The following is a 25,730-nucleotide window of genomic DNA, read 5'->3' as shown; positions in this document are numbered from 1 at the left end:
GGACCCACCGGCGCGCGGGGTGGGGTCGAAAGGAGACCCCATGTCCACCACCCGACGCGAACTGCTTGCCCTGGCCGCCGGCTCCGCCGTCGGCGCCGCCACCGCCGGCGTCGGCACCCCGGCCCACGCCCACGGCGCCGGACCCGACGGCTGGGTGGCCACCTGGGCCGCCGTGCCCACCACCATCCCGTCCCGCGGCACGCCGACCGTCCTCGAGCGGCAGACCGTCCGGCACGTGGCCCACTGCTCGACCGGCGGCGACGAGCTGCGCATCCGGCTCACCAACGAGTTCGGCGAGACGCCCCTGCACATCGCCGAGGTCCGCGTGGCCCGGCGCGACGGCACCGGCGCCAGCACCGCCACCGTGCCCGGCACCGACCGGCGGGTGACCTTCTCCGGCCACGGGAGCGCCACCATCCCGGCCGGCGCGCCGCTGGTCAGCGACCCGGTGCGGCTGCGCCTGCCGGCCGGGGGCGACCTGGCGATCAGCATCTACGTCGAGCAGCGGACGACGGTGACGACCCTGGCCGCCTTCTCCTTCCAGGACAACGTGATCGCGGCCGGCAACGTCACCGCGGCGCGGACAGTCACCCCCACCGCCACGATCCAGCAGGACCTGTTCCTCTCCGGGGTGGCGGTCCGCAAGCGGGGGAGCGCGTCGATCGTCACGCTCGGCGACTCGATCACCAACGGCGCCAACACCGTCGCCAACCTCAACCACCGCTGGCCCGACCTGCTGGCCGAGCGGCTGCGCCGGGCGCACCGCGACCTCGGCGTGGCCAACGTCGGCGTCTCCGGCAACCGGCTGCTGCACGACCCGAACCCGCCGGCCGGCAGCAACGCCGAGACGTTCGCCAACTACTTCGGCGTCAGCGGGCTGCGGCGCTTCGACCGGGACGTGCTGGCCCAGCCCGGCCGCCGCTACCTGATCGTGCTGCTCGGCGTGAACGACCTCGGGCATCCGGGCACGGTCGCGCCGCTCTCCGAGACCGTCAGCGCGGACGACCTGATCGCCGGCCATCGCCAGCTGATCGCCCGGGCCCACGACGCGGGCGTCATCGCGTACGGCGGAACGATCCTGCCCTTCAAGGACGACACCCTGGGCTTCTACTCGCCCGAGAACGAGGCGAAGCGGCAGCGGCTCAACCGGTGGATCCGGACGAGCGGCGAGTACGACGGTGTGGTCGACTTCGATCGCGCCATGGGTGACCCGGCCGACCCGATCCGGCTCAACCCGGCCCTCGACAGCGGCGACCACCTGCACCCGAACGACGCCGGCATGGCCGTGATGGCTGCCGCCGTGAACCTGAGGCTGTTCCGATGAGGGCTGCGCTCACCCTGGCGCTGGTCCTGCCGTTGCTGGCCGTCCCGGCCGCCGCGCAGGCCCATCCCACTTCCGCGGCGGACACCGTGCATGACTACGTCACCACGCATCCCGGGCCCGGGCGTTTCCCGCTGGCCGGGGCGCCGGTCGTCGTGGACGATGCCGACCACCCCGGGGTCGTCCGGGTCGCCGCCGATCTCCGCAGTGACCTCCACAAGGTCACCGGTCACGAAATCTCCGGAAAGAACGATCCGATCATCCTCGGGACGATCGGCCGGAGCCCGACGCTGGCCAAGATCATCGCACGCGGCAAGCTCGACGTCTCGTCCGTCCAGGGCGCATGGGAGACGACGATCGAGCAGGTCGTCGACAACCCGCTGCCCGGGGTGAAGAGGGCCTTCGTCATCGCCGGCAGCGACCAGCGGGGAACGATCTACGGCGCGTACGACCTCTCGAAGAACATCGGCGTCTCGCCCTGGTACTTCTGGGACGACGTGCCGGTCGCCCACCAGGACCACCTGTACGTGATGCCCGGGCGGCACAGCCAGGGCACGCCGGCCGTCAAGTACCGCGGCTTCTTCATCAACGACGAGAACCCGGCCACCGGCACCTGGGCGCCGCGGTACTTCGGGCCGGTCAAGGCGCCGGGCTACCCGGGCGGGCTGAACGCCGCGTACTACGCCAAGGTCTTCGAGACCATGCTCCGGCTCAAGGCCAACTACCTGTGGCCGGCCGTGTGGGGGCGGGCGTTCGCCGAGGACGACCCGCAGAACCACGCGACCGCCACCGCGTACGGCGTGGTGATGGGCACCTCGCACGAGGCGCCGATGATGCGCGGCATCGAGGAGTGGAACCGGCACGCCGGCAACGGCACCGACCCGTACGGCGGGAATGGTGTCTGGAGTTACCGGCAGAACAAGAACGCGATCGAGGCCTATTGGCGGGCCGGCGCCCAACGGATGCGGGACCAGGACATCGACGGCGTCATCACGCTCGGCATGCGCGGCAACGGCGACGTCTCCCTGCCCGACGGCGACGGCATCGACCTGATGAGCTCGATCATCGACAGCCAGCGGCAGATCCTGCGCGAGACCGGGCTGATCGACCGGCCCCAGGTGCAGACCCTCTATAAGGAGGTGCAGCGCTACTGGGACTCCGGGTACCGGCCGCCGGACGACGTGACGGTCGTCTTCTGCGACGACAACTGGGGCAACATGCGCAAGCTGCCGAACGCGTCGCTGCCCGCGCGCAGCGGTGGCTACGGCATGTACTACCACTTCGACTACGTCGGGGACGGCCGGAACTACAAGTGGGCGGACACGGCCAACCTGACCAACACCTGGGAGCAGCTGCACCGGGCGTACGACTCCGGGGTGAACCGCCTCTGGGTGGCGAACGTCGGTGACCTCAAGAACGAGGAGCTGCCCACCCAGTTCTTCCTCGACTACGCCTGGAACCCGTCGGCGTGGCCGGTCTCGCGGCTGGGGGAGTGGACGCGGCACTACGCGGCGTCGAGCTTCGGGACCCGACTCGCGCCGGCCATCGCCGCGATTCTCGACCGGTACGGCCACCTGCAGTCCCGCCGCAAGCCGGAGCTCCTGAACCGGCGGATCACGGTCGACCCGGCCAAGGACATCACGACCGACCCGACCGCGGTGGTCTACGACGACCAGCAGACGCCGTTCAGCCTCACCGACTACGGCGAGATGGATCGCGTCACCGACGATTGGCTCGACCTCGCCCGCCGGGCCTCCCTCCTGCGCGAGCGGGTGCCGGCGGCCTGGCAGGACGCGTTCTACCAGCTCGTGTACTACCAGGTGAAGGACACGGCGATCATCTACGACCTGCGGCGGGCGGAGTTCACCAACATCGCGTACGCCGCCCAGGGCCGCGCCGCCACCAACGCCCTCGCCGATCGGGCCGAGGCGCTCTTCGCCCAGGACCAGGCGATGAGCGACTACTACAACAACACCCTGGCCGGCGGGAAGTGGCACGACTGGCAGCTCCAGCCCAAGATCGGGTACGGGAACGTGGCCCGCTACGGCCCGAACGCGCCGTGGCAGCAGCCCGAGCTCAACAACGTGGCGCTGCCGGACGAGATCTTCCCGTACGTTCGCCGCATCACGGTTCCGGCGGGCTCGTCGATGGGCGTGGCACTCGACGGCGGATCGGCCACGACGCTGCCTTCGTTCAGTCCGTGGCAGAGCCAGTCCCGGCAGTACATCGACGTCTACAACAAGGGGACGACGCCGTTCGCGTACCGGATCAGCAGCGGCGCGCCGTGGCTCTCGGTGACCCGGGCCGCGGGCACCGTCACCGACCAGGTTCGCGCGCTGGTCACCGTGGACTGGCGGCGGGCGCCGCGCGGGACACGAAGCGTGCCGATCACCATCACCGGGGCCGGCTCGTCGGTGACCGTGCAGGCGCCGATCTCCTATTCCTCGCTGCGGCCCTCGGGCTTCGTCGAGGCCAACGGGTACGTGGCGATCGAGGCCGACCACTACAGCCGTCGCACCGGGAGCTGGCAGCTGCTGCCGGGCATCGGCAAGACCGGCAACGGGCTCACGCCGCTGTCGCTCTCCGGGACGCGCCTCGACTACACGATGACGCTGACCACGACCGGGCCGGTCACGGTGTCGGCCTACCTGTCGCCGCGGAACAACGTGCTGCCCGGTGACGGGTTGAGGTACGCGGTCTCGATCGACGGCGAGACGCCGCAGGTGGTCAACGTGACCAAGGCGACCGGGGCCAACGACACCACGATGAACCGCCAGTGGGCCCGCAACACCTCGAACAACATCAACGTCACCGGTACGACCCACACCGTGGACCGGGCCGGCACGCACACGCTGACCTTCTGGGCCGTCGACCCGACCGTGATCGTCCAGCGGCTGGTCGTCGACACCGGCGGCGTGCAGGACAGCTACCTGGGACCGCCCGAGAGCCGGAGGGCCTGACATGCGACGCAGAGCAGTACTGGGCCTGGGCGGGGCGGCGGTTCCGGCCGCGTTGCTGGGTGCCGACCCGGCCGTCGCCCACGGCTCGCGCCCGCGGTGGATGCACACGTGGGTGGCGATGCCGCAGCTGACCGAGCCCGGCAACCTGCCGCCGGCGCCGTTCACCGGTGCGACGTCGGTGCTCGTGGACACCACGCTCCGGCAGACGGTGCACGTGACGGTGGGTGGTTCTCGGCTGCGGGTCCGCTTCTCCAACGCGTTCGGCGGGGCCGCGCTCCCGATCACCTCGGCGGCCGTGGCCCGGCCGGCGGGAGGCAGGGCCGGGGTCTCGGCCATCGTGGAGGGCAGCAGTCGCCCGCTGACCTTCGGCGGCCGGTCCTCGGTGGTCGTCCCGGTCGGGGCGCAGGTCGTCTCGGATCCCGTTGACGTGTCGGTCGCGGCCGGCTCCAACCTTACGATCAGTATCTACTTGGCTTCCGGGCTCGCCTCGCTGAATCTGACCTCGCACCCGGGGTCGCGGACCACGACGTACCTGGTGAACGGGAATTTTGTCCTTTCTCCTGATTTGTCGGGTGGGGCGAGCGTGGCGCACTGGTACGTGATCAGCGGGGTGGAGGTGGTCGCCGGCGCCCCGGCCATCGCGATCGTGGGTGACTCGCTGACCGACGGGCGAGGGTCCACGACCGACGGCAACGACCGCTGGCCCGACCAGTTGTTCGCCCGCCGCCCCCGGACGGCCGTGCTCAACCAGGCGGCCGGCGGCAACCGGGTGCTCAACGACGGGCTCGGTCCCAACGTCCTGGCCCGCCTCGACCGCGACGTGCTGTCCACCAGCGGCGTCGACCGCATGCTGCTGTTCGAGGGCGTCAACGACATCGGCACCGCCGAGGCGTCGGTGGCCGCCCAGAAGCAGGTGGTCGACGACCTGCTGTTCGCCTACTCCCAGGTGGTGCTGCGGGCGCACGCCCGCGACATCGTCGCCTACGGCGCCACGATCACCCCGTTCGGCGGCAACACCGGCTACGACGACCCCGGCGGCTTGCGCGAGGAGTCCCGCCAGGCGATCAACGCCGCCCTGCGCCGCGGCCGGATATTCGACGAGATAGCCGACTTCGACATTGCGGCGCGTGATCCCGCCAACCCTCGGCAGCTCGACCCGCTCTACGACACCGGCGACCACCTGCACCTCAACCCGGCCGGCTATGGGGCCTTGGCAGCGGCCGTCCCGCTGCGCTGGCTCTCCTGACGGCCGGGGCCGCCGGACAGGCCCCGCGCGATCCCCGGGCTTACGCGGGCCCGGGGCTCGCGCGGGGCCGCCCTTTGCTCTGCGCACCGATCCGGGCTCAGCGGCCCGGGCGGGCCCCGACGGCGTCACTGAGGATGGCCACGGCGTGATCGGCCACCTCGATGTCCGAGCCGGACCATACCGACTCGAGCCAGGGACCGGCGAAAAGGCCGACCATGGTGGGTGCGCCGTCGGCGGCGGTGGCGTCCAGCCACTCGCTGACGCTGCCGGTGCCCGGTCCGTGGACGCGGTAGTAGCCGGCCCGGTGCCGGGGCCAGAACTGTTCGGCGAAGCGGAGTATCACCTTCTCCACCCGGCCCATGCCGAGCCGGCTCCGGGCGGCGCGGTGCCCGGCAGGCAGCGGCGGAGCGAACTCGAGCGTGTCCAGCACCGTGATCGGCGTCGTGACGATGACCGCGTCCGTCTCGTGGGTCGCGTCGCGGGACTTCAGCCGTACGGCGTCGTCGTGCACCTCGATCCGGTCGACCGGCTGTCGCAAGCGCACCTCCACGCCGGAGGCCAGATGCTGCACCAGCGGGCGGTAGCTGCCGACGATCCAGCGGTCGCCTTCGCCGACGCCGGGCTCGAAACCGTAGCGGGCGCTGAGCCAGGACAGCGGCTTGCCGGCGTCCATCATGATCTCCGCGTCGACGAGCCGGCGGATCGCCTCGGCCGGATACGGCGCCGGGTCGCGTACCCACTCCTCGACGACGTCGGCGATGCTGGCGCCGTCCGCCGCCGCGGCCAGCCGAGTCCGCAGCTCACGCTCGATGCGGTCCGGATCGGGGGCCGGCGACGCCGCCGGGGGGCCGAGCACCAGTGGGTCGGTGAAGTCGGTGGCGACGGTGGTGAGCCCGAGCGCGGCAGCCACCTCGGCCAGCTGGTTCTCCTCGTACTGCTGCAGCCAGTTGGCGCCGAGGTCGAAGGTGAACCCGCCGACTTCGACGCCGCAGGCGCGCCCGCCGATGCGGTCGCGCGCCTCCCACACGATCGCTTCGACCCGGCGCCCGGTGAGCTCCCGGGCGGCGGCGAGCCCGGCCACCCCGGCGCCCACCACGGCGACCCGGGCATGACCAAGGTCAGCCGCCCACCGCGCCGCGGCGACGCCCTGCTCGAAGGCACCGTGCGTCATGCCGGCCCGGGTCGGGTGGGTCGCCTCACCGGCGATGCGCAGCCGGCCGCCGATCGGCTCACCGAGCGACACGCGGTCCGTGGGCGTCCCGTGCCGGCCGATAAGGCTCCACGCGCCGCGTGACCAGGGGTCGTCGCCCCAACGCGACACCACGGAGGCGACCAGCCGCGCTGACTTGGACATGCCGGGAAGCTAGCATCCGAGCCGCCCGCAGGCCCGCGGTTATCCGTCCGGCGCTCGACCGAGGTCGAAGGCGGCGCGGAAGGCGGCGATCGTCGCGCCCGGGTCGAGCACCACCGCGTTGTGGATGGTGTCCATGGCGGCGACCAGCGGATCCTCGTGGCGGGCGGCGATCACCTCGTGCAGCGCGATCACCGCGGGCTCGATGCGGGGTGGCTCGGCCGGGCCGAAGGAGATGGTTGCCGAGGACGTAACGCTCTCCGGAGGGACGTCCCGCCAGCGGGCGAACGCGGTGTGGAAGTCGGTGAAGGGTGGCGTCGGGGGATCGCCTCGGTCGAGGGCGGTCAGCTCGGCCTCGACCCAGTCCTGGGTGATCAGGCCGGCGCGGGCGCACCAGTAGCGGGCCGCCCACACCGCCATCTCGCGCTGCGCGGCCGGGCCGGCCTCGGCGATGCGGTCGATCAGGTCGCGGTCGTGGTCGACCAGGCCGCGGGCGTGCTGCGCCACCTCCTCGTCGAGCAGCCGGGGGTCGGCGGGGACGCGGCCGCCCCAGGTGCGGGTCAGGTCGGCCCGCCGCCACTCCTCCTCCTGCCGCTCGCGGGCCTCGCGCTTGCGGCGCTGGGCCGGCCGTTCGGCGGGCGGGGCGGGCGGGGCGGGCGGTGGGACCGCGACGTCACGCAGCTCCGGGAAGTCGCGCCACAGGTCGGCGTGCAGCTCCGCCGCCGTGCCGCCGCCCATGCCGAGCGCCGAGACGAAATGCCAGCACAACCGGTCGGTGGCGTGCTTCTGCTCATGAGGCCACAGCGCCGACCGTACGGCGTTGAGCTGGGCCGCCTCGTCGTTGTGGTAGGGCGGCAACACCGTACCCAAATGGGCCTGGAGCCGGTCCCGCACCAGCCGCACGTCGGGCTCGGGCGCCCACTCGTCGCGCTGCATCCGGTCGCGGATGGGGGCGAACCACGGCTCTTCCACGATGCCGGCCCGCCGGAACGGGCGGTCCTTCGCCCACACCGTCATGCGGGCGATCAGCTCGGCCGGCGCGTGGGCGATCGCCAGCGCCAGGTCGCGGTCCTGGTCGTAGAGCGACGTCCCGGCCGCGCCGAGCGCCTTGACCTTCCGGTCGGTGACGCCGCGCCGGCCCCACCCGTCCAGGTCGTCGCCGGCCCAGTCGTCCGGGTCCTCCGCGTACGCCGCCAGCTCGGCCCGGACCTCGGCGTACCAGGGCTGGGCCGTGACGTGGCTGCCGATCCCGCCGACCCCGGCACAGCGGAACGTCGCCGCCGCCAGGAACGCCGCGTCCCACCGCACGCCGGTGATCCGCTCCATCAGGGCGAACGTCCGCTCCCGGAACTGCTGGTCGTAGTCCGTGCGGTCCGGATCGAGCCCGAACCCCAGCTCGGCGAGCACCGGGTCGAGCCGCCCGGGATCGGCGCCGTACCGCTCGGCCGGACAGCCGGGATCGAAGGCGACCACCTCCCGGCCGCCGACCGCCCAGACGAAGCGCGGCGTGGTGTTCTCATTGAAGTAGAACGACACCATCGCGCCGGCGGCCGAGAGCGTACGCACGGCGTCGTCGCCGGCGCACAGAAACCCGTTCGGCTCGATGACCATGGTCCAGTCGCCGGCCGGCGTCGCCGCCACGTAGTCCAGGCCGCTCGGACGGGTCGCACCCTGCTCGTCGACCCGCGTGTCCACGGCGTCCATCGCCGCGCCCAGCGCCTCGGCCGAGGCCATCGAGACCGGGTCCGCCCCGCCGAGCCGGGAGATCACCTCGTCCGGCCCCAGGCCCCGGACGAACGTCAGACAGAAGTCGAGGCCCAGGGCGTGGGTCTCGACCGCCCAGGCGTAATCCTCCGCGACCACCCGCCCAGCCTGCCGCAAAGCGCGGGGCAACGGCGGGCGAAGCGGGTTACTCGAAGCGGGCGACGTCTCCGGCGCCGACCCGGATGATCTCGGGTTCGCCGCCGGAGAGGTCGATGACGGTGGTGGGCTCGACGCCGCACTCGCCGGAGTCGACCACGGCGTCGACCGCGTGGTCCAGGGTCTCCTTGATCTCCCAGCCCATCGTCATCGGCTCCTCCTGGCCGGGCAGCAGCAGCGTGCTGGACACCAGCGGCTCGCCCAGCTCGGCCAGGAGCGCCTGCGCCACCACGTGCTCGGGGATGCGTACGCCCACCGTCTTCTTCCGGGGGTGCAGCAGGCGGCGCGGCACCTCCCTGGTGGCCGGCAGGATGAAGGTGTACGGGCCCGGAGTCGACGCCTTCACCAGGCGGAACGACGCGTTGTTGATCTGCACGAACTGGCCCAGCTGGGCGAAGTCGCGGCACATCAGCGTGAAGTGGTGCCGGTCGTCGAGGTGGCGGATCTCGCGGATCCGGTCGAGACCCTCCTTGTTGCCCATCCGGCAGCCCAGTGCGAAGCAGGAGTCGGTCGGGTACGCGATCAGCCCGTCGCCGCGGACCAGGTCGGCCACCTGCCGGATCGCACGCGGCTGCGGGTTCTCCGGGTGCACGTCGAAATACTTCGCCACCCGAGCAGCCTAGTGAAGGCCACGACGCCGTAACTGGCTGTCCCCTCGGCGTGTTCGCGCTGGCAGGCTCGGTGAGGTGCGGAACGTTGCGGTCCTGATGCCGTCCACCGTGCGGCCGTTCGACCTGGCCGTCTACTGCGAGGTGTGGGACCGGCCGCCGTTCGCGTTCGCCATCTGCTCCGAGCGGCCGGGCGTGCCGGTGCCCACCGCCGGCGGCATGCGGGTCACCCCGGCCGAGGACCTGGACCGGCTGGCCGCCGCCGACGTGGTCGCGGTCGCCCCGCCCCAGGAGCCGGCCCGCGACGTCGGCCCGGCCACCAGGGAGGCGCTCGAGAACGCCCTGGCCCGCGGCGCCCGGGTGGTCGCGGCCGGCGCCGGAGCGTTCCTGCTGGCCGCGGCGGGCCTGCTCGACGGCCGTACGGTCGCCGCGCCCGGGCCGTACGCCGACCGCATGCGTGCCTGGTTCCCGCGGGTGCGGATCGACCCCGGCGCGCGCTACCGGGACGACGACCCGATCCTGACCTCGGCCGGGACCGCCGCCGCCGGCATCGACCTGTGCCTGCACCTGATCGGCAAGGACCACGGCGCGGCCGCGGCGGCCGCCGTCTGGAGCGGGATGGCGCTCGGGGTGGCCCGGGTGGCCGAGGACCGGCGGCGGCGCGACGACGGCGTCGACCAGGTGCTCGCGTGGGCGCTCGGCAACCTGCAGGAGGACCTCTCGATCGAGGTGCTGGCCCGGCGGGCGTTCCTCTCGACCCGCTCGTTCGCGCGCCGGTTCCGGGCGGCGACCGGCACCACCCCGTACGCGTGGGTGCTGGAGCAACGGATCCGCCTGGCCCAGCACCTGCTCGAGACCGAGCCCGCCTGCGGGGTCGAGGAGGCGGCCGGGCGGGCCGGGTTCAGCTCGGCGGCGCTGCTGCGGCAGCACTTCCAGCGGCGGCTGGGCTGCTCGCCGAGCCAGTATCGGCAGCGGCATCACGAACGGTTCGCGCCGTCAGCGCGTGGATGACCGCGGCCATGTCGAGGCCGCCGTGGCCCAGCTCCTCGGCCTCGGCGAAGAGCCGGCGGCAGACGTCGAGCAGGGGCGAGGCGATGCCCCGGGCCGCGGCCGCCTCGACGATGAGCCGGTTGTTGTAGTGCACGTCCCGGATCGAGGCCTGCACCGCGTAGTCGCCGTCGACGATCTTGCCGGCCTTGCCGCGGGAGACGTAGCTGGCCATCGGCCCGGCGTCGAGCACCTGCCGCAGCACGTCGAGGTCGAGATCGTGCCGCTCGGCGAAGTGGAACGCCTCGGCGAGCGCGGTCACCATGCCGATCAGGTACGTGTTGACCGCCAGCTTCATGCGCAGCCCGTTCGGGACCGGCCCGCAGTCGATCACCTGCCGGCACATCGGCGGGAGCAACGGGCGTACCCGGGACAGGTCTTGATCTTGACCGGCCAGCATCGCCACGAGCTGCCCGGCCTCGGCGGGACCCCGTGACCCCGACACCGGCGCCTCGACGTAGCGCCCACCGGCGGCGACGATGCGCCCGGCGAGATCGGCCGAGTAGTCCGGCGAGGTGGTGCCCATGTGCACGACCGTGCGTCCGGCGACGTGCGGCCCGATCACGCCGTCGATCGCCTCCGGCCCGGCCAGCATGAGAAAGACGACCTCGCTCGCGGTGAACACGCCGGCCGGGGAGGGTGCGAAGCGCGCGCCCTCGAGCGGCACGCCGGACCGGGTCCAGACCACCAGCTCATGACCGGCCGCCACCAGGTTCGCCGCCATCGGACGGCCCATCACCCCGAGACCGAGAAAACCCAGAACCATGCGCACAACGTACGGGTGGGCAAGCGCGCAGACCGCTCGAATCCGGCGCCGGATTCCGGCCATCCCGGCAACCGTGGCGCGATCGGCGGACCGGGACCATGCTGGGGTTGTGGAAACTGAACTCTTCATCGGTGGCAAGTGGGTCCCCGCGTCCTCCGGGGATCGATTCGACGTGCTCGACCCGGCGACCGGGGACGTGATCGCCTCGGTGGCGGACGGCGGCGAGGCGGACGCGATCGCGGCGGTCAACGCGGCGGCGGAGGCGGGTCCGGGCTGGGCGCAGACCCCTCCGCGGGTCCGGGGCGAGGCGCTGCGCCGGGCGTTCGAGCTGATGACCGAGCGGGCCGGCGAGCTGGCCAAGATGATCAGCCTGGAGAACGGCAAGGCCCTGGTCGACGCGAAGGGCGAGGTCACGTACGCGGCCGAGTTCTTCCGCTGGTTCGCCGAGGAGGCCGTGCGGGGCGAGGGCATGGTCGGCACCGCGCCGAGCGGCGCCAACCGGATCCTGGTCGTCCGCCAGCCGGTCGGCGTGTGCGTGCTGGTCACGCCGTGGAACTTCCCGGCCGCGATGGCCACCCGCAAGATCGGGCCGGCGCTCGCCGCGGGCTGCACGGTCATCCTCAAGCCGGCCAGCGACACCCCGCTCACCGCCCTCGCGATGGCCGCGATCCTGGCCGAGGCCGGCGTCCCGGACGGGGTCGTCAATGTGCTGCCGTCGCGCAGCTCGGGCAAGGTCGTCTCGAAGATGCTCAAGGACCCGCGGGTGCGGAAGGTATCGTTCACCGGCTCGACCGAGGTCGGCCGGATCCTGCTCGCCCAGGCCGCCGAGAACGTCGTCAACACGTCGATGGAGCTGGGCGGCAACGCGCCGTTCCTGGTCTTCGCCGACGCCGACCTGGACGCGGCGCTGGACGGCGCGATGATCGCCAAGATGCGCAACGGCGGCGAGGCGTGCACCGCCGCCAACCGGTTCTACGTCGAGGCGTCGGTGGCCGACGAGTTCTCCCGCCGGCTGGCCGAGCGGATGTCCGGTCTCGTGGTCGGGCCCGGCACCGACGAGAAGACCCAGGTCGGCCCTCTGGTGAACGAGGACACCGTGGCCAAGGTCGACACCCTGGTGCGCCAGGCGGTGGACGGCGGAGCCACGGCCGTCACCGGCGGGAGCCGCCCGGACGGGCCGGGCTTCTACTACCCGCCGACGGTGCTGACCGGCCTGCCGGGCGACGCGCCGATCCTGCGCGAGGAGATCTTCGGACCGGTCGCGCCGATCGTGACGTTCACGAGCGAGGACGAGGCCGTCCGGTTCGCCAACGACACCGAGTTCGGGCTCGTCGCGTACGTCTACACCCAGGATCTCGCCCGCGGCCTGCGGGTGAGCGAGGCGATCGAGGCCGGCATGGTCGGGCTCAACCGCGGCCTGGTCAGCGACCCGGCGGCGCCGTTCGGCGGGGTCAAGCAGAGCGGCATCGGGCGCGAGGGCGGCCACGAGGGTCTGCTGGAGTACCTCGAGTCGAAGTACATCGCGCTCAACTGGTAGTCGCGGAAAAGGCCCGGAGGCATTGCCTCCGGCCCTCTTTTTACTGCTATTGTGCTAGTAACCTAGTGGAATAGAGATATCATGATCGAGTTCCACCTCGACGCCCGGTCCGGCGTCTCGCCCTACATGCAGCTCATCCAGCAGGTGCGGCACGCCATGCGGCTGGGCCTGCTCAAGGAGGGTGACAAGCTGCCCACGGTCAAGGACGTGGTCGCCCGGGTGGCGATCAACCCGAACACGGTGCTCAAGGCCTATCGCGAGCTGGAGTACGAGGGACTCGTCCAGCCCCGGCCCGGCCTCGGCACCTTCGTCACCCGCACCCTCGGCGGCGACGCCGAGGTGGCCGCCCACGAGCCGCTGCGCCGCGACCTCGAGGGCTGGCTGGCGAAGGCGCGCGACGCCGGCCTCGACGACGAGAGCATCGAGGCGTTGTTCGTGAACACATTTCGCCGCTTTTCGGCGGAGCGAGCGGAGCGAACGGGAAGGCGGGGATGACGATGACGAGCGTCGTGGTCACTGACGGCCTGACCAAGCGGTACGGGCGGCGGACCGCGCTGTCCGACTGCACCCTCGACGTCCCGGCCGGCCACGTCGCCGGCCTCGTCGGTCCGAACGGCGCCGGCAAGTCGACGCTGCTGCAGCTCGTCTGCGGCCTGCTCGCGCCGACCGCGGGCAGCCTGTCGGTGCTGGGCGCCCCGCCGGTCAGCGGGTCGGCCCGGATCGGCTTCGTCGCCCAGGACACGCCGGTCTACGCCGGACTGACCGTCGAGGACCACCTGCGCTTCGGCGCCCACCTCAACCCGTCCTGGGACGACGCCGCGGCCCGCGATCGCGTCGCGCGGCTCGGCCTCGATCCGCGGCAGAAGGCGGGCAAGCTCTCCGGCGGCCAGCGGGCCCAGCTCGCGCTCACCCTGGCCATCGCCAAGCGCCCCGACCTGCTGCTGCTCGACGAGCCGGTGGCCGCCCTCGACCCGCTCGCCCGGCGCGAGTTCCTGCAGGGCCTGATGGAGTACGTCGCGGAGACCGGCACCAGCGTGGTGATGTCCTCGCACCTGGTCGCCGACCTCGAACGCGTCTGCGACTACCTGGTCGTGCTGGTCGGGTCGCGGGTGCGGATCGCCGGCGAGGTGGAGGAGCTGCTCGCGACCCACCACCGGCTCACCGGGGCGCGCATCGACCCGGCCGCGCTCGGGGGCGGCCGGCAGGTGGTGCAGGCCCGGCACACCGACGTCCAGTCCACGCTCGTGGTGCGCAGCTCGGCGCCGATCGAGGACCCGGCGTTCAGCGTCGACCGGATCGATCTCGAGGACCTGGTGCTCGCCTACATGTCCGAGGCCGGTGACGCCGGCCGCGACCGCGTACTGGAGAAGCAGCGATGATCTGGCTCACCTGGCGTCAGTTCCGCACCCAGGCCCTGATCGGGATCGTGGTCGCGGTGGTGGTCGCCGCCGTCCTCCTGGCGACCCGCGGCCCCCTGCTCGATCTGGCCCGCACGATGGGTTACACCGGCTGCACCGTCGACTGCGACCAGCTCGCGAGCCAGTTCGTGCGCGAGGCCCAGCGCCGGTTCTACGGCCGTCTGATGTTCAACGGCTCGCTCCTGCTGTTCGTCATGCCGGCCCTGATCGGCCTGTTCTGGGGCGCCCCGCTGGTGGCCCGTGAGCTCGAGACCGGCACCCACCGCCTGGTCTGGAACCAGACCGTGAGCCGCGGGCGGTGGCTGGCCGTCAAGCTCGGCGGCACCGGCCTGGTGACCATCGCGATCGCGGGCCTGCTGACCTGGGCGTTCACCGCCTGGGCCAGCCCGCTCGACCGGGCACAGGGCTGGATGGGCGTGGACACCTTCACCGTGCGCGGCGTGGTGCCGATCGGCTACGCGGCCTTCGCGTTCGTGGCCGGGGTCGCGATCGGCATGGTGGTGCGCCGCACCGTGCCGGCCATGGCGCTCACGCTGGTCGCCGTCGGCGTCACGATGTTCCTCTCGCTCACCGTCCTCCGTCCGCACCTGGTGCCGGCGACCAGCTACACCGGGCCGGTCACCGCCGGGAACATCGGCGGGATCAGCCTCAGCATCGACGACCCGGACCGCGGGATCCGGGTCACCGCCGACGACCCGGTGAAGCACGCGTGGATCCTCAGCAACACGGTCGTCACCTCGGCCGGCGCCGAGTTCCGCGGTCCGTACGACCCGGCGATCTGCGGCCCGGCGGCGTCCGGGGGTCCGCGGGCGTGCGAGGAGTGGATCGCTTCGCAGAATCTGCAACAAAAGGTGATCTACCTGGGGCCTGACAAGTTCTGGCCGCTCCAGTGGCGGGAGCTGGGCGTACTTCTGGTAGCTTCGGTCGCTCTGGGGCTGTTCTGCTTCTGGTGGATCCGGCGCCGGGTGGCGTAGGGTTCGACGGCACTGTGGGTAGTCAGGCGACGCTCACGCACGGGAGATGAACCGTTTTCTCCGGTGCGCCGTACCCCGTGTCGGGCGCATCGCGTGTTGCTCGATACTGGGTCGACGTTTCGGCGGACCACACAGGTCGGGATCCACCTGAGAGGACTTCTCGGAAATGCGCAAGAAGCTGCTGGCGCTCGCGACGATCGGGCTGCTGGCTACGGCCACCATGACAGCGTGTGACGACTCCGATCAGTCGAGTGACGCCAGTGGTGGCAGCAGCGACTCCGGCAGCGGTGGCTCGGGCAAGGCCAGGGTCGGCGTGATCATGCCGGACACCAAGAGCTCGCAGCGCTGGGGCAGCGACGATCCGAAGTTCCTCAAGGCGGCGTTCGACGCGGCCGGCGTACCGGTCGAGATCAAGAACGCTCAGGGTGACCGGGCCAACTTCGTGAAGATCGGCACGGACTACATCAACAGTGGCGTCAAGGTGCTGCTCATGGCGAACCTGGACTCGGACACCGGCAAGGCCGTGATCGACAAGGCCAAGGCGAAGAAGATCCCGGTCATCGACTACGACCGGCTCACGCTCAACGGCGGCGCCAACTACTACGTCAGCTTCGACAACGAGGCGGTCGGGCGGCTCCAGGCGTACGGGCTGATCAACTGCCTCACCGCCGCGAAGAAGACCAACCCGATCGTGGCCGAGGTCAACGGCTCGCCGACGGACAACAACGCCACCCTGTTCAAGAACGGCTACGACTCGATCCTGCAGCCCCGGTACGACAACGCCGAGTACACCAAGGGCCCGGACCAGTCGGTGCAGGACTGGGACAACGACGAGGGCGGCAAGATCTTCGCGCAGATGCTCGACCAGCAGCCCAAGATCGACGGCGTGCTGGCGGCCAACGACGGCCTCGGCGGCGCCGTGATCAAGGTGCTGCGCAAGAAGGGCCTGAACGGCCGGGTGCCGGTCACCGGGCAGGACGCGACGCTCGAGGGCCTGCAGAACATCCTGCTCGGCGACCAGTGCGTGACGATCTACAAGGCGATCAAGCCGGAGGCCGAGACCGCGGCCAACATCGCGGTCCAGCTGTTCAAGGGCACGCAGCCATCGGTGAAGGGCCAGATCAAGGACCCGGAGTCCGGCGCGTACATCCCGTTCGCCAGCCTGCAGCCGAAGTCGATCACCGTGAACAACATCAACGACGTCCTCGCCGACGGCTTCGTCGACAAGAAGAAGCTGTGCGCGGGCAAGTTCGCCCCGCTCTGCGTGGAGCACGGCATCAAGTAACCGGCTCGGCCGCCGGCGGAGAGCTCAGCCAGGTGCGCACGGCCGCGGTCTCGGCCTCGGAGAGGACGACCTCGGCCTCGGCCCGGCTGATCACGTTGCCGACGAAGGCGGCGCCGATCTCGGCCGCGGTCGGCGCCGGCCGCCGGTGCAGCGGCGCGCCGCCGTACGACGTGCCGCGCACGACGAAGGCGACGGCGCCGCGGGGGACCGGCAGTCCCTGCTCGCGCAGCCGGTCGCGGGCCCAGCTCGTGCACTGGGTGAGGTTGAAGACGTGCGACTCCGCGTACTCGGCCAGCGCCTGGTAGATCATCGGCCACCACTCCTGCGGCAGCCGCGGCAGGTTGAGCTGGTCGGCCAGGCGCTCGGCCGGCGCCGGCAGCGCGATCCGGCGCGACGTCTCCGACTCCTCCGGCGGCTCGTGCCGGCTGTCGTCCCAGAGCAGGTGCTGCGAGACGCGCAGGTGCGGCAGCTTGAGGCTGTCGACGGCGCGGGCGAAGCTGCCGAAGCCGAACCAGTCGCTGTCGCTGACCGCCTGCCCGAGCTGCTCGCGGAGCCGGTGCGCGAGCGAGGCCATGTTCAGCGGCTCGGCCGCCTTCTCGTACTCGCCGGTCATCAGCGAGCGGAACGTCTCGTACGCCTCGGTCCGGTCGCCCTCCGCCTCTTCCACGTCGCCGGCCTCGAGCGGCTCCTCGTCCACGTCCACCGGTTCGTCGTCCACGTCCACCGGCTCGCCCTGCACCAGGGCGAGCACGCGCTGGCTGTCCAGCACCTGGTCGGCGATCGAGGTGAAGGCCTCGGCGGCGTCGGCCGGTGAGACGATCATGGTGCGCCGGTCGGCCCGCCGCAGCCGCTGCAGCAGCGGGGTCATGTCGGAGTCGCCGGACGCGACCACGAACTCGTCGTAGCGGGTGTCGTCGGACAGCGCGTCGAGGGCGTCGACCACGATCCGGATGTCGGCCGCGTTCTTGGTGCCGCCGTAGCGCGGGCAGTCGATCACCTCGAAGCCGGCCCGGACGAACCGCGGCCGGTACTTGGAGAAGTACAGCCGGGTCTGCTCGCCGGAGGGCTCCGGGTGGAACACCCAGCCGGCCGGGTTGAGGTAGCAGCGCAGCACCAGCCAGCGCCGGGGCGCGTCCAGGGTCAGCGTCGTGGACAGGCGGCGCAGCCAGGTGCCGGGCTCGCTCGCGAACTCGATGGCGACCTCGGGGTCGAGCTTGTAGAGGCCGCTGAAGACGTTGTCGAAGTCCAGGTAGAGCGCGGCGCGGACGTGTCCCATCAGCCGGCCAGGCGGATGCGGACCCGGCGGTTCTGCCGGCCCTTGCTCTCGACCTTGACCACCTCGACCCGCCCGACCTGGGCGGTGGATGCGACGTGCGTGCCGCCGTCGGCCTGGACGTCGAGGCCGACGATGTCGATGATCCGGATCTCCGGCTCCTCGAGCGGCGGCAGGGCGTCCTGCGTGCGGACGAGCGTGGGGATGCGCAGCGCCTCCTCGCGCGGCAGGATGCGGGCGACGATCTTGCGGTCGGCCGCGATCTCGGCGTTCACCGCGTCCTCCAGGGACTGCTTGAAGCCGGGTGGGACCTCGGGCAGGTTGAAGTCCATCCGGGCCTCGCCGGGCTGCATGTTGCCGCCGGTGACCAGCGCGCCGAAGTCGCGGAACACCGTGCCGCACAGGATGTGCAGGCCGGAGTGGGTGCGCATGAGCGTGCTGCGGCGGTCGTCGTCGATCGCGCCACGGACGGCGGTGCCCACCGGCGGCACCGGGTCGCCCGGCGCGGGAATCAGGTGGAAGTCCGCACCTTTGCGGGTGTCGACGATCCGGGTCTGCACGCCCTGCCAGAGCAGCACGCCGTGGTCCGGCGGCTGCCCGCCGCCGCCGGGGTAGAAGGCGGACCGGTCGAGCACGATGCCGGCCTCGGGGTCGGCGGGGTCGGACCACACCACGGTGCAGTCCCACTCGCGCAGCGTCGGATCGGTCCAGTCCAGCCGGGCACTCATGCCAGCAGCTCCTTCACTCGCGGTACGACCTGGGTGGCGTACAGCTCGATCGCCTTGGTCTGCAGCTCGTGCGGCAGGGTGCCGGCCGAGTACTTGAGGTCGAAGCGCTGGACGCCGAGGTCCTGGATGGTCTTCGCGATCTTCTGGGCGACGGTCTCGGGCGAGCCGGCGTGCCAGGCGCCGGAGTGGATGTCGGCCTCGAAGCGGTCCCGGGTGAGCGGGGGCCAGCCGCGCTCGCGGCCGATCCGGTTCATCATCACGCGTACGTGCGGCCACAGCTGCTCGGCCGCCTCGGCGTCGGTCTCGGCCACGAAGCCGGGGGAGTGCACGGCCACCGGCAGGTCCTCGGGCTGCCCGAACTCCTTGAGCGCCCGCCGGTAGAGGTCGACGTACGGCGCGAACCGGGCCGGCGCGCCGCCGATGATCGCGAGCACGAGCGGGAAGCCGTACTCGGCGCAGCGGATCACCGACTCCGGGCTGCCGCCGACGCCGATCCAGGTGCGGATGTGCCCGGACTCGGTCTTGGGGTAGACCTGCTGCTCCTTGAGCGCGGCCCGGACCTTGCCCGCCCAGGTCACCGGCCCCTCGGTGAGCAGCCGGGCCATCAGCTCGACCTTCTCCGCGAACAGCTGGTCGTAGTCGGTGAGGTCGAAGCCGAACAGCGGGAACGACTCGGTGAACGAGCCCCGGCCGAGGGTGATCTCGGCCCGCCCGCCGGACACCGCGTCGAGGGTGGCGAACCGCTCGAAGACCCGGACCGGGTCGTCGGAGCTGAGCACGGTGACCGCGGTGCCGAGCCGGATGCGCTCGGTGCGGCTGGCGATCGCGGCCAGCACGATCTCCGGCGCCGAGACCGCGAAGTCGTCGCGGTGGTGCTCGCCCAGACCGAACGCGTCGACGCCGAGCCGGTCGGCCAGCACCGCCTGCTCCACCACGTTGCGGATGACCTGGGCGTAGGGCAGGCGCTTGCGGTCGGGGCCGGCGGTGACGTCGCCGAAGGTGTCGAGACCGAATTCCACCATGATCATCCTACCCGCGGCGACCCTTGAGACGGCGGCCCATCTCCCGGGCGATCTCCTTCTGGGCGTCGCGCGCCGCCAGGACCTGCCGCTTGTCGTACGACTTGAGGCCGCGCGCCAGGCCGAGCTCGACCTTCGCCCAGCCGTTGCTGAAGTACATCGACAACGGGACCAGGGTGAGCCCGTTGCCGTCGCGCAGCTGGTTCAGGATCTTCGCGATCTCGAGCCGGTGCAGCAGGAGCTTGCGGGTGCGGCGCGGGGCGTGGTTGGTCCAGCTGCCGTAGCCGTACTCGGCGATGTGCAGGCCGTAGAGCAGGATCTCGCCCTGGTACTCCTGGGCGAAGGCGTCGACCAGCGAGGCCCGGCCCTCACGCAGGGACTTCACCTCGGTGCCGGCCAGCACGAGGCCCGCCTCCCACGTCCTGAGGATCTCGTAGTCGTGCCGGGCCTTCTTGTTCGAGGCGATCAGCTTCCGGCCGGTCTCTTTAGCCACGCCTAAGCCTACGGGACGGGCCTTCTCATCGAGTACGAGACACTGCTCAGCCGGTGTGGCTCGCCCACCACGTGGATGGCGTTGCGCGCGTACGCCTGCCAGCCGGCCGCCCCGGCCCGGTTGAGGTGACGCAGGTCGTCGAAGCGCTCGTCGGTGCCCCAGCGCAGCACGCCGCCGGGGTGGTGGAAGGTGGCCGTCCAGTCCATGTATCGGTCGGTGCCGAGCGTGCCGGCGGCGCGGTACTCCAACCGCGCATACTCCCAATTGGTCACCCATTCGATTATGCCGTGACCCGATCGGGGTTGCTGTCCGATCCCGACACACGGCAACCGCTTCCCTGAGATAACCCTGAGGTTGTCGGAAACAGGGTTGGGCGCGGATGCGCCTCCGGCATACCCTTCGCCCGTCAACGGCTCACGTCTCGGGGGGAGACGACGAGATGGCTTCGGGTGGGATAGCAAGACTGGTCTGCGGCCGATGGTCGAAATGGATCGTGCTCGGCTTGTGGGTCGTGGTGCTGGCGATCGCCGCGCCGCTGGCCGGCAAGCTGACCGGCGTCCAGAAGAACGACAACTCGGCCTGGCTGCCGGGCGGCGCCGAGTCGACCGCGGTGATGGACCTGCAGAAGCAGTTCCAACCGGACGACATCGTGCCGGCGATCATCGTCTACGAGCGCACCGGCGGCATCACCGCCGCCGACATGACCAAGGCCGGCGCGGACGCGAAGGCGTTCGCCGCGGTGCCGGGCGTCGTCGGCCAGGTGACCGGGCCGGTCCCGGCGCAGGACAAGCAGGCCCTGTCGACGTTGGTGAACGTCAAGGTCGACGAGAACGGCTGGGACAAGATCGTCGACGTCGTCGACAGCCTCAAGGCGATATCCGGTACGGGCACCGACGGTCTCCAGATCTACCTGACCGGCCCGGCCGGCAACGCCGCCGACTCGGCCGGAGCGTTCGAGGGCATCGACGGGACGCTGCTCTACACGACACTGATCGTGGTCGCGGTGATCCTGCTCATCACGTACCGGAGCCCGGTCCTCTGGCTCTTCCCGATCATCACGGCGGGCGTGGCCCTGACCAGCGCCCAGGCCGTGATCTACCTGCTCGCGAAACACGCGGGCCTGGTGGTGAACGGGCAGAGCGCCGGCATCCTCACCGTGCTGGTGTTCGGCGCCGGCACCGACTACGCGCTGCTCCTGGTCGCGCGATATCGCGAGGAGTTGCGCAAGCACGAGGACCGGCACGAGGCCATGATGATGGCGCTGCACCGGGCCGGCCCGGCGATCATCGCGAGCGCCGCCACCGTCGCGATCGGCATGTCGATCCTCACGCTCGCCGAGCTCAACTCGACCGCGGGCCTCGGGCCGGTGGCCGCGATCGGCATCGTGGTCGGCCTGATCGCCATGATCACGCTGCTGCCGGCCATGCTGGTGATCTGTGGTCGCTGGCTGTTCTGGCCGGTCAAGCCGAAGTTCGGCACGGCCGAGCCGACCGCGACCGGCTTCTACGCCCGGCTCGGCAACCGCATCGCCCGCCGGCCGCGCGCGGTCTGGATCGGCACCGCCCTGGCGCTCGGCGCGATGGCGCTGGGCCTGCTCCAGCTCAAGGCCGACGGCCTGTCCACGGCGGACAGCTTCACCACCAAGCAGCCCTCGGTCACCGGCGAGGAGGCGCTGGCCCGGCACTTCCCGGCCGGCGGCGGCCAGCCGGTCACCGTGATCGCCAAGTCCGAGCTCGCCGACCAGGTGAAGCAGGTCTTCGCCGGCGTGCCCGGGATCAGCTCGGTGGCCGACCCGCTGGTCAAGAACGGCCTGGTCCAGCTGGACGGCACGCTGGCCACGGCGCCGGACAGCAAGGCCGCGCAGAACACGGTCGAGAAGGTGCGCGAGGCCGTGCACGCGGTGCCGGGCGCCAACGCCAAGGTCGGCGGCGCGACCGCGATGGTGGTCGACATCAACGCGGCCAACCGGCACGACAACCGGCTGATCATCCCGCTCGTGCTGCTGGTCGTGCTGGTGATCCTCAGCGTGCTGCTGCGGGCCATCGTCGCGCCGGTGATCCTGATCCTCACCGTGGTGCTGTCGTTCGCGGCCGCGCTCGGCGTGAGCGCGCTGGTCTTCCGGCACGTGTTCGGCTGGGCCGGCGAGGACACGTCGTTCCCGCTGTTCGTCTTCGTGTTCCTGGTCGCGCTCGGCATCGACTACAACATCTTCCTGATGACCCGGGTGCGCGAGGAAGCGCGGACGCACGGCACCCGACGTGGCGCGGTGATCGGCCTCGCCGCGACCGGTGGCGTGATCACCTCGGCCGGCATCGTGCTGGCCGGCACGTTCGCGGCGCTCGGCAGCCTGCCGCTCGTCGCGTTCGCCGAGATCGGCTTCGCGGTGGCGTTCGGCGTCCTGCTCGACACGCTGATCGTGCGGTCGGTGCTGGTGACCGCCCTCAACCTGGACATCGGCCGGTGGATGTGGTGGCCGAGCAAGCTGGCCCAGGTGCACGACGAGCCGGTCGTGCCGGGCCCGCGCGGCGAGGAGCCGTTGTCATCATCTGAACCCGAGCTAACGCACTGAGTCCCGTTCCTTGCAGGGTCGGGGGACCACCGACCCTGCAAGGAGGCGAGATGAAGGCCGTCCGGGTCCACTCCTACGGAAAGCGCCCCTCTGTCGACGAGATCCCCGAGCCTCGGGTGACCGGTCCCCTCGATGTGCTGGTACAGGTCGGCGCGGCCGGGTTGTGCCGCACCGACCTGCACATCGTCGAGGGCCAGTGGGCCGAGAAGTCCGGCGTGCAACTCCCGTACGTGATCGGGCACGAGAACGCGGGCTGGGTACGCGAGATCGGCAGCGCCGTCACCAATGTCGCCGTCGGCGACGCGGTGATCCTGCATCCGCTGGTGACGTGCGGGCTGTGCCGTCCCTGCCGCTCGGGCGACGACGTGCACTGCGAGAACTCGCGGTTCCCCGGCATCGACAGCGACGGCGGCATGGCCGAGCTGCTGCTCACCACCGCCCGCTCGGTCGTCAAGCTCGACAGCGGGCTCGAGCCGGCCGCGGTGGCCGCGCTCGCCGACGCCGGCCTCACCGCCTACCACGCCGTGCGCAAGGCGGTGCCGCTGCTCTATCCGGGCACCACCTGCGTGGTCATCGGCGCCGGCGGCCTCGGCCACATCGGCATCCAGTGCCTGGTCGCGATGACGGCCGCCCGCGTGGTCGTGGTCGATCCCAACCCGGCCGCCCGCGAGCTGGCCCAGTCGCTCGGCGCGCACGAGGTCACCGGCAGCACCGACGGGCTCGAGGACAGCGCGCACGTGGTGCTCGACTTCGTCGGCGAGAGCGGGGCCGAGAAGCAGGGCCTCGCGATCACCCGCCGGGCCGGCAGCTACTTCGTGATCGGCTACGGCGGCACGATCGACATCCCGACCATCGACCTGATCTCGACCGAGCGGAACATCATCGGCAACCTGGTCGGGTCGTACAACGACCTGGCCGAGCTGATGACGCTGGCCGCTCAGGGCAAGGTCACGCTGCACACGCGTACCTATCCGCTGGGCGCGGTCAACGAGGCGATGGACGATCTGGAGGCCGGGCGGCTGCAGGGGCGCGGGATCCTGGTGCCCTGATGTATTCCGGGGGCGGCGAGAGCTATTTCGTGGTCGACGGGCACGCGCATTTCTGGGACGGCAGCCCCGCCAATCAGAGGAACCGGTACGGCGAGGGGTACGTCAACTGCCTGCACGGCTACCACACGAATCTCTCGCCGCCCGGCTACCGGCTGCCGCTGGAACGGTTCGAGCGCCTTTCCGACGACCGGATCGTCGGCGACCTGTTCGACACGGGATACGCCGATGTGGCGATTCTGCAGTCGGCGCATCTGACCGACTGGTTCGTCAACGGCTTCACCACGACCGAGCAGAACGGCGAGCTGGCCGAGCGCTATCCGGGACGGTTCCTCGTCAACGGCACCTTCGATCCGCGGGACGGGGAAGCGGGCCTGGAGGACCTGGAACGGCTGCACGAGCGCTGGCAGCTCCAGGGGGTCGCCTTGTGCACGGCCGAATGGCGGGGGGACAGCAAAGGCTGGAAGCTCAGCGACCCGTGGGCGTACCGGTATCTGGAGAAGTGCTTGTCGCTGGGAATCCGCAACATTCACGTGGCCAAGGGGCCGACCGTCTACCCGATGAACCGGGATGCCTTCGACGTGGCCGATGTCGACGACGCGGCGACCGCCTTTCCCGGGCTGCGGTTCATCGTCGAGCACGTCGGGCTGCCGCGGCTCGAGGACTTCTGCTGGATCGCGACCCAGGAGCCCAATGTCTACGGCGGGCTGGCGATGGCGCTGCCGTTCCTGCATTCGCGGCCGCGCTATTTCGCCCAGATCATCGGGGAACTGCTCTACTGGCTGGACGAGGACCGCCTTCTCTTCGGCAGCGACTACGCCGTCTGGCATCCGAAATGGCTGGTCGAGATGTTCGCCGCCTTCCAGATTCCGGAGGACATGCAGGGGGAGTACGGCGTTCTGACGCCCACGGTCAAGCACAAGATCCTGGGTCTGAACGCCGCACGCCTCTACGACCTCAAGGTGCCTTACTCGACGGCGAGCTCGCCCAGCTCCGACCAGTCGTCCTGATCGATCGTCTGGCTGACGATCTTCGGGGTGGCCACGAGGTACTGCGGCAGGTCCTGCTGCGCCTGCTTGAAGTGCGCCGACCCGACGTGGGCCGCACCCGCGTCGCCGTCGCGGAACGCCTCGACCAGCACGTACTCCTGCGGGTTGTCGAGGCTGCGCGACCACTCGAACCACATGCAGCCGGGCTCGCCGCGGGTGGCCCGGGTGAACGGGCCGGCGATCTCCGGCCACTGCTCGGCGTGCTCCGGCTTGATCAGGAACTTGGCGGTAATGAAGATCATCTCGGTTGACCTTTCGCGCGATCAGCCATCGGGGTTCCCTCCCCGGCGGCCTGGACGGACGCTGGATGCATGAGCGGCAAGGGCGCCGGCCTCCTTCAGTCGGTCGAACGGGCGATGCGGGTCCTCGATCACATCGCCGCTTCCGCCGGACCGGTCGCGGCCCGGGACGTCGCCGCGTCGCTCGGCTTGACCCTCCCTACCACCTACCACCTGCTGACGACTTTGGTCACCGGTGGATATCTGGTTCATCTCCCTGAGGAAAAGGCGTACGCGCTGGGGCACCGCGTGGACGACCTGGCGCGCGGCCTGCGCCGGCAGATCGCCGTGCCGCCGGAGGTGCGGCGGGTGGCCGCGGTCGTGCACCAGCAGGCCCAGGCGGCGGCCTACTACGCGGCGCTGCGCGACGCCGAGATGATCGTGGCGCACGTCGAGGAGTGCCCGTCGCATCCCCGCATCCAGCCGCTCGACGTCGGGTTCCACCAGGCGCCGCACGCGACGGCGTTCGGCAAGCTGATGCTCGCGGTGCTGTCGCCGGACGAGCGCTCGGCCGTGCTCGATCACACCGGGATACCTCCGGTGACGGCTTCGACGGTGACCGATCGTGCCGTCCTCTTCCGGCAGCTACGCCAGGTGCAGGGCACCGGGCTGGCCGTCGAGGTCGACGAGTTCCAGGCCGGGTTGAGCTGCATGGCCGCGCCGGTGACCGACGCCGCCGGGCGGTTCGTGGGCGCGGTGGCCATCTCGATGCCGACGTCGCGGTTGCGCTCGGACCGCTGGACCGCCGAGCGTGCCGTCCGGCTGGGCGCCGTGCGGGCGACCCGGGTGGTGGCGCTGACCGCGGCGGCCCGGTCGGGCAGGGTGGCGCCGGGCCCCTGATC

The 25,730-nt window shown here is 71.3% G+C and carries 23 protein-coding genes; 13 read left to right on the top strand and 10 right to left on the bottom strand.

Annotated features, from left to right (window positions below; all coding sequences use genetic code 11):
* Positions 1 to 40 precede the first annotated feature (40 nt).
* From ACQP2F_RS26580 to ACQP2F_RS26570, 3 genes are read left to right on the top strand one after another with little or no spacing between them, the layout of a single operon-like run.
* Positions 41 to 1,324, top strand: coding sequence for an SGNH/GDSL hydrolase family protein (locus ACQP2F_RS26580; protein ID WP_433291892.1), 1,284 nt, complete (start codon positions 41 to 43; stop codon positions 1,322 to 1,324).
* On the top strand, positions 1,321 to 4,281 hold the full coding sequence (locus ACQP2F_RS26575; RefSeq protein WP_433291890.1) for a glycosyl hydrolase 115 family protein: 2,961 nt from the start codon (positions 1,321 to 1,323) through the stop codon (positions 4,279 to 4,281). Before ACQP2F_RS26580 ends, ACQP2F_RS26575 begins: the two co-directional genes overlap by 4 nt.
* Before the next feature lies 1 nt (position 4,282).
* Positions 4,283 to 5,527, top strand: a complete 1,245-nt coding sequence (locus ACQP2F_RS26570; RefSeq protein ID WP_433291888.1) for an SGNH/GDSL hydrolase family protein — start codon at positions 4,283 to 4,285, stop codon at positions 5,525 to 5,527.
* A 97-nt stretch (positions 5,528 to 5,624) separates the two neighbouring features.
* Here the strand turns inward: ACQP2F_RS26570 and ACQP2F_RS26565 are convergent, their stop codons facing one another.
* The 3 genes from ACQP2F_RS26565 to ACQP2F_RS26555 are packed head-to-tail and all read right to left on the bottom strand — an operon-like array spanning position 5,625 to position 9,408.
* Positions 5,625 to 6,881, bottom strand: a complete 1,257-nt coding sequence (locus tag ACQP2F_RS26565) for an FAD-dependent oxidoreductase (protein ID WP_433291886.1) — start codon at positions 6,879 to 6,881, stop codon at positions 5,625 to 5,627.
* 39 nt (positions 6,882 to 6,920) lie between these two features.
* The gene (locus tag ACQP2F_RS26560; protein ID WP_433291884.1) at positions 6,921 to 8,741 is read right to left on the bottom strand and encodes a DUF6461 domain-containing protein; all 1,821 of its coding nucleotides are present in this window, start codon (positions 8,739 to 8,741) and stop codon (positions 6,921 to 6,923) included.
* A gap of 46 nt (positions 8,742 to 8,787) precedes the next feature.
* On the bottom strand, positions 8,788 to 9,408 hold the full coding sequence (locus ACQP2F_RS26555) for an L-threonylcarbamoyladenylate synthase (protein ID WP_433291882.1): 621 nt from the start codon (positions 9,406 to 9,408) through the stop codon (positions 8,788 to 8,790).
* Between the two features lie 76 nt (positions 9,409 to 9,484).
* Between ACQP2F_RS26555 and ACQP2F_RS26550 the strand changes: the two genes are divergently transcribed.
* A complete protein-coding gene (locus tag ACQP2F_RS26550) occupies positions 9,485 to 10,417 on the top strand; it encodes a GlxA family transcriptional regulator (RefSeq protein WP_433291880.1) in 933 nt (310 codons plus the stop codon).
* On the opposite strand, the gene ACQP2F_RS26545 is transcribed toward ACQP2F_RS26550, so the two are convergent.
* Positions 10,308 to 11,219, bottom strand: coding sequence for an NAD(P)-dependent oxidoreductase (locus ACQP2F_RS26545; RefSeq protein WP_433291878.1), 912 nt, complete (start codon positions 11,217 to 11,219; stop codon positions 10,308 to 10,310). The genes ACQP2F_RS26550 and ACQP2F_RS26545 overlap by 110 nt on opposite strands.
* A 109-nt stretch (positions 11,220 to 11,328) precedes the next feature.
* Between ACQP2F_RS26545 and ACQP2F_RS26540 the strand changes: the two genes are divergently transcribed.
* From ACQP2F_RS26540 to ACQP2F_RS26520, 5 genes are all read left to right on the top strand, one after another.
* Positions 11,329 to 12,756 carry an NAD-dependent succinate-semialdehyde dehydrogenase gene (locus ACQP2F_RS26540; protein ID WP_433291876.1) on the top strand — a complete coding sequence of 476 codons (1,428 nt, stop codon included), beginning with the start codon at positions 11,329 to 11,331 and terminating at the stop codon, positions 12,754 to 12,756.
* 81 nt (positions 12,757 to 12,837) lie between these two features.
* Positions 12,838 to 13,251 (top strand): GntR family transcriptional regulator, encoded by a 414-nt coding sequence (locus ACQP2F_RS26535; protein WP_433291874.1) that lies wholly within the window; start codon positions 12,838 to 12,840, stop codon positions 13,249 to 13,251.
* Positions 13,252 to 13,253: 2 nt separating this feature from the next.
* Positions 13,254 to 14,135: an ABC transporter ATP-binding protein gene (locus tag ACQP2F_RS26530; RefSeq protein WP_433307618.1), complete on the top strand. Its 882-nt coding sequence runs from the start codon at positions 13,254 to 13,256 to the stop codon at positions 14,133 to 14,135.
* Positions 14,132 to 15,148: an ABC transporter permease subunit gene (locus ACQP2F_RS26525; protein WP_433291872.1), complete on the top strand. Its 1,017-nt coding sequence runs from the start codon at positions 14,132 to 14,134 to the stop codon at positions 15,146 to 15,148. The genes ACQP2F_RS26530 and ACQP2F_RS26525 overlap by 4 nt, the downstream gene beginning before the upstream one ends.
* Positions 15,149 to 15,314: 166 nt before the next feature.
* Positions 15,315 to 16,433, top strand: a complete 1,119-nt coding sequence (locus ACQP2F_RS26520) for a sugar ABC transporter substrate-binding protein (protein ID WP_433291870.1) — start codon at positions 15,315 to 15,317, stop codon at positions 16,431 to 16,433.
* On the opposite strand, the gene ACQP2F_RS26515 is transcribed toward ACQP2F_RS26520, so the two are convergent.
* The 5 genes from ACQP2F_RS26515 to ACQP2F_RS26495 are packed head-to-tail and all read right to left on the bottom strand — an operon-like array spanning position 16,426 to position 20,218.
* Positions 16,426 to 17,709, bottom strand: coding sequence for an NYN domain-containing protein (locus ACQP2F_RS26515; RefSeq protein WP_433291868.1), 1,284 nt, complete (start codon positions 17,707 to 17,709; stop codon positions 16,426 to 16,428). The genes ACQP2F_RS26520 and ACQP2F_RS26515 overlap by 8 nt on opposite strands.
* A complete protein-coding gene (locus tag ACQP2F_RS26510; RefSeq protein ID WP_433291866.1) occupies positions 17,709 to 18,434 on the bottom strand; it encodes an alanyl-tRNA editing protein in 726 nt (241 codons plus the stop codon). Before ACQP2F_RS26510 ends, ACQP2F_RS26515 begins: the two co-directional genes overlap by 1 nt.
* A complete protein-coding gene (locus ACQP2F_RS26505; RefSeq protein WP_433291864.1) occupies positions 18,431 to 19,462 on the bottom strand; it encodes an LLM class flavin-dependent oxidoreductase in 1,032 nt (343 codons plus the stop codon). The genes ACQP2F_RS26510 and ACQP2F_RS26505 overlap by 4 nt, the downstream gene beginning before the upstream one ends.
* 1 nt (position 19,463) lies before the next feature.
* Complete coding sequence (gene smpB, locus ACQP2F_RS26500; protein WP_433291862.1) at positions 19,464 to 19,946, bottom strand: SsrA-binding protein SmpB; 483 nt, start codon at positions 19,944 to 19,946, stop codon at positions 19,464 to 19,466.
* 8 nt (positions 19,947 to 19,954) lie between these two features.
* Complete coding sequence (locus tag ACQP2F_RS26495; protein WP_433291860.1) at positions 19,955 to 20,218, bottom strand: hypothetical protein; 264 nt, start codon at positions 20,216 to 20,218, stop codon at positions 19,955 to 19,957.
* Between the two features lie 167 nt (positions 20,219 to 20,385).
* On the opposite strand from ACQP2F_RS26495, the gene ACQP2F_RS26490 reads away from it, so the two are divergent.
* From ACQP2F_RS26490 to ACQP2F_RS26480, 3 genes are read left to right on the top strand one after another with little or no spacing between them, the layout of a single operon-like run.
* Positions 20,386 to 22,515, top strand: coding sequence for an MMPL family transporter (locus ACQP2F_RS26490; RefSeq protein ID WP_433291858.1), 2,130 nt, complete (start codon positions 20,386 to 20,388; stop codon positions 22,513 to 22,515).
* Positions 22,516 to 22,565: 50 nt separating this feature from the next.
* Positions 22,566 to 23,564 carry an NAD(P)-dependent alcohol dehydrogenase gene (locus tag ACQP2F_RS26485; RefSeq protein WP_433291856.1) on the top strand — a complete coding sequence of 333 codons (999 nt, stop codon included), beginning with the start codon at positions 22,566 to 22,568 and terminating at the stop codon, positions 23,562 to 23,564.
* On the top strand, positions 23,564 to 24,571 hold the full coding sequence (locus ACQP2F_RS26480) for an amidohydrolase family protein (protein ID WP_433291854.1): 1,008 nt from the start codon (positions 23,564 to 23,566) through the stop codon (positions 24,569 to 24,571). The genes ACQP2F_RS26485 and ACQP2F_RS26480 overlap by 1 nt, the downstream gene beginning before the upstream one ends.
* On the opposite strand, the gene ACQP2F_RS26475 is transcribed toward ACQP2F_RS26480, so the two are convergent.
* A complete protein-coding gene (locus ACQP2F_RS26475) occupies positions 24,529 to 24,852 on the bottom strand; it encodes a putative quinol monooxygenase (RefSeq protein WP_433291852.1) in 324 nt (107 codons plus the stop codon). The two genes, ACQP2F_RS26480 and ACQP2F_RS26475, sit on opposite strands and share 43 nt — an antisense overlap.
* 69 nt (positions 24,853 to 24,921) lie before the next feature.
* Here ACQP2F_RS26475 and ACQP2F_RS26470 point away from each other — a divergent pair, with 69 nt between their 5' ends.
* Positions 24,922 to 25,728: an IclR family transcriptional regulator gene (locus ACQP2F_RS26470; protein ID WP_433291850.1), complete on the top strand. Its 807-nt coding sequence runs from the start codon at positions 24,922 to 24,924 to the stop codon at positions 25,726 to 25,728.
* Positions 25,729 to 25,730 lie beyond the last annotated feature (2 nt).

It is taken from the genome of Actinoplanes sp. CA-030573, from assembly GCF_050951115.1.
GTDB lineage: Bacteria > Actinomycetota > Actinomycetes > Mycobacteriales > Micromonosporaceae > Actinoplanes.
The sequence above is the reverse complement of the archived record's forward strand: the minus strand, read 5'-3'. Positions and strand labels throughout refer to the sequence as shown.

Coding starts and splice junctions, on each gene's coding strand:
- ACQP2F_RS26580 (WP_433291892.1), top strand. CDS start 41: ATGTCCACCACCCGACGCGAACTGCTTGCCCTGGCCGCCGGCTCCGCC.
- ACQP2F_RS26575 (WP_433291890.1), top strand. CDS start 1,321: ATGAGGGCTGCGCTCACCCTGGCGCTGGTCCTGCCGTTGCTGGCCGTC.
- ACQP2F_RS26570 (WP_433291888.1), top strand. CDS start 4,283: ATGCGACGCAGAGCAGTACTGGGCCTGGGCGGGGCGGCGGTTCCGGCC.
- ACQP2F_RS26565 (WP_433291886.1), bottom strand. CDS start 6,881: ATGTCCAAGTCAGCGCGGCTGGTCGCCTCCGTGGTGTCGCGTTGGGGC.
- ACQP2F_RS26545 (WP_433291878.1), bottom strand. CDS start 11,219: ATGGTTCTGGGTTTTCTCGGTCTCGGGGTGATGGGCCGTCCGATGGCG.
- ACQP2F_RS26535 (WP_433291874.1), top strand. CDS start 12,838: ATGATCGAGTTCCACCTCGACGCCCGGTCCGGCGTCTCGCCCTACATG.
- ACQP2F_RS26530 (WP_433307618.1), top strand. CDS start 13,254: ATGACGAGCGTCGTGGTCACTGACGGCCTGACCAAGCGGTACGGGCGG.
- ACQP2F_RS26525 (WP_433291872.1), top strand. CDS start 14,132: ATGATCTGGCTCACCTGGCGTCAGTTCCGCACCCAGGCCCTGATCGGG.
- ACQP2F_RS26520 (WP_433291870.1), top strand. CDS start 15,315: ATGCGCAAGAAGCTGCTGGCGCTCGCGACGATCGGGCTGCTGGCTACG.
- ACQP2F_RS26515 (WP_433291868.1), bottom strand. CDS start 17,709: ATGGGACACGTCCGCGCCGCGCTCTACCTGGACTTCGACAACGTCTTC.
- ACQP2F_RS26510 (WP_433291866.1), bottom strand. CDS start 18,434: ATGAGTGCCCGGCTGGACTGGACCGATCCGACGCTGCGCGAGTGGGAC.
- ACQP2F_RS26505 (WP_433291864.1), bottom strand. CDS start 19,462: ATGATCATGGTGGAATTCGGTCTCGACACCTTCGGCGACGTCACCGCC.
- ACQP2F_RS26490 (WP_433291858.1), top strand. CDS start 20,386: ATGGCTTCGGGTGGGATAGCAAGACTGGTCTGCGGCCGATGGTCGAAA.
- ACQP2F_RS26485 (WP_433291856.1), top strand. CDS start 22,566: ATGAAGGCCGTCCGGGTCCACTCCTACGGAAAGCGCCCCTCTGTCGAC.
- ACQP2F_RS26480 (WP_433291854.1), top strand. CDS start 23,564: ATGTATTCCGGGGGCGGCGAGAGCTATTTCGTGGTCGACGGGCACGCG.
- ACQP2F_RS26475 (WP_433291852.1), bottom strand. CDS start 24,852: ATGATCTTCATTACCGCCAAGTTCCTGATCAAGCCGGAGCACGCCGAG.
- ACQP2F_RS26470 (WP_433291850.1), top strand. CDS start 24,922: ATGAGCGGCAAGGGCGCCGGCCTCCTTCAGTCGGTCGAACGGGCGATG.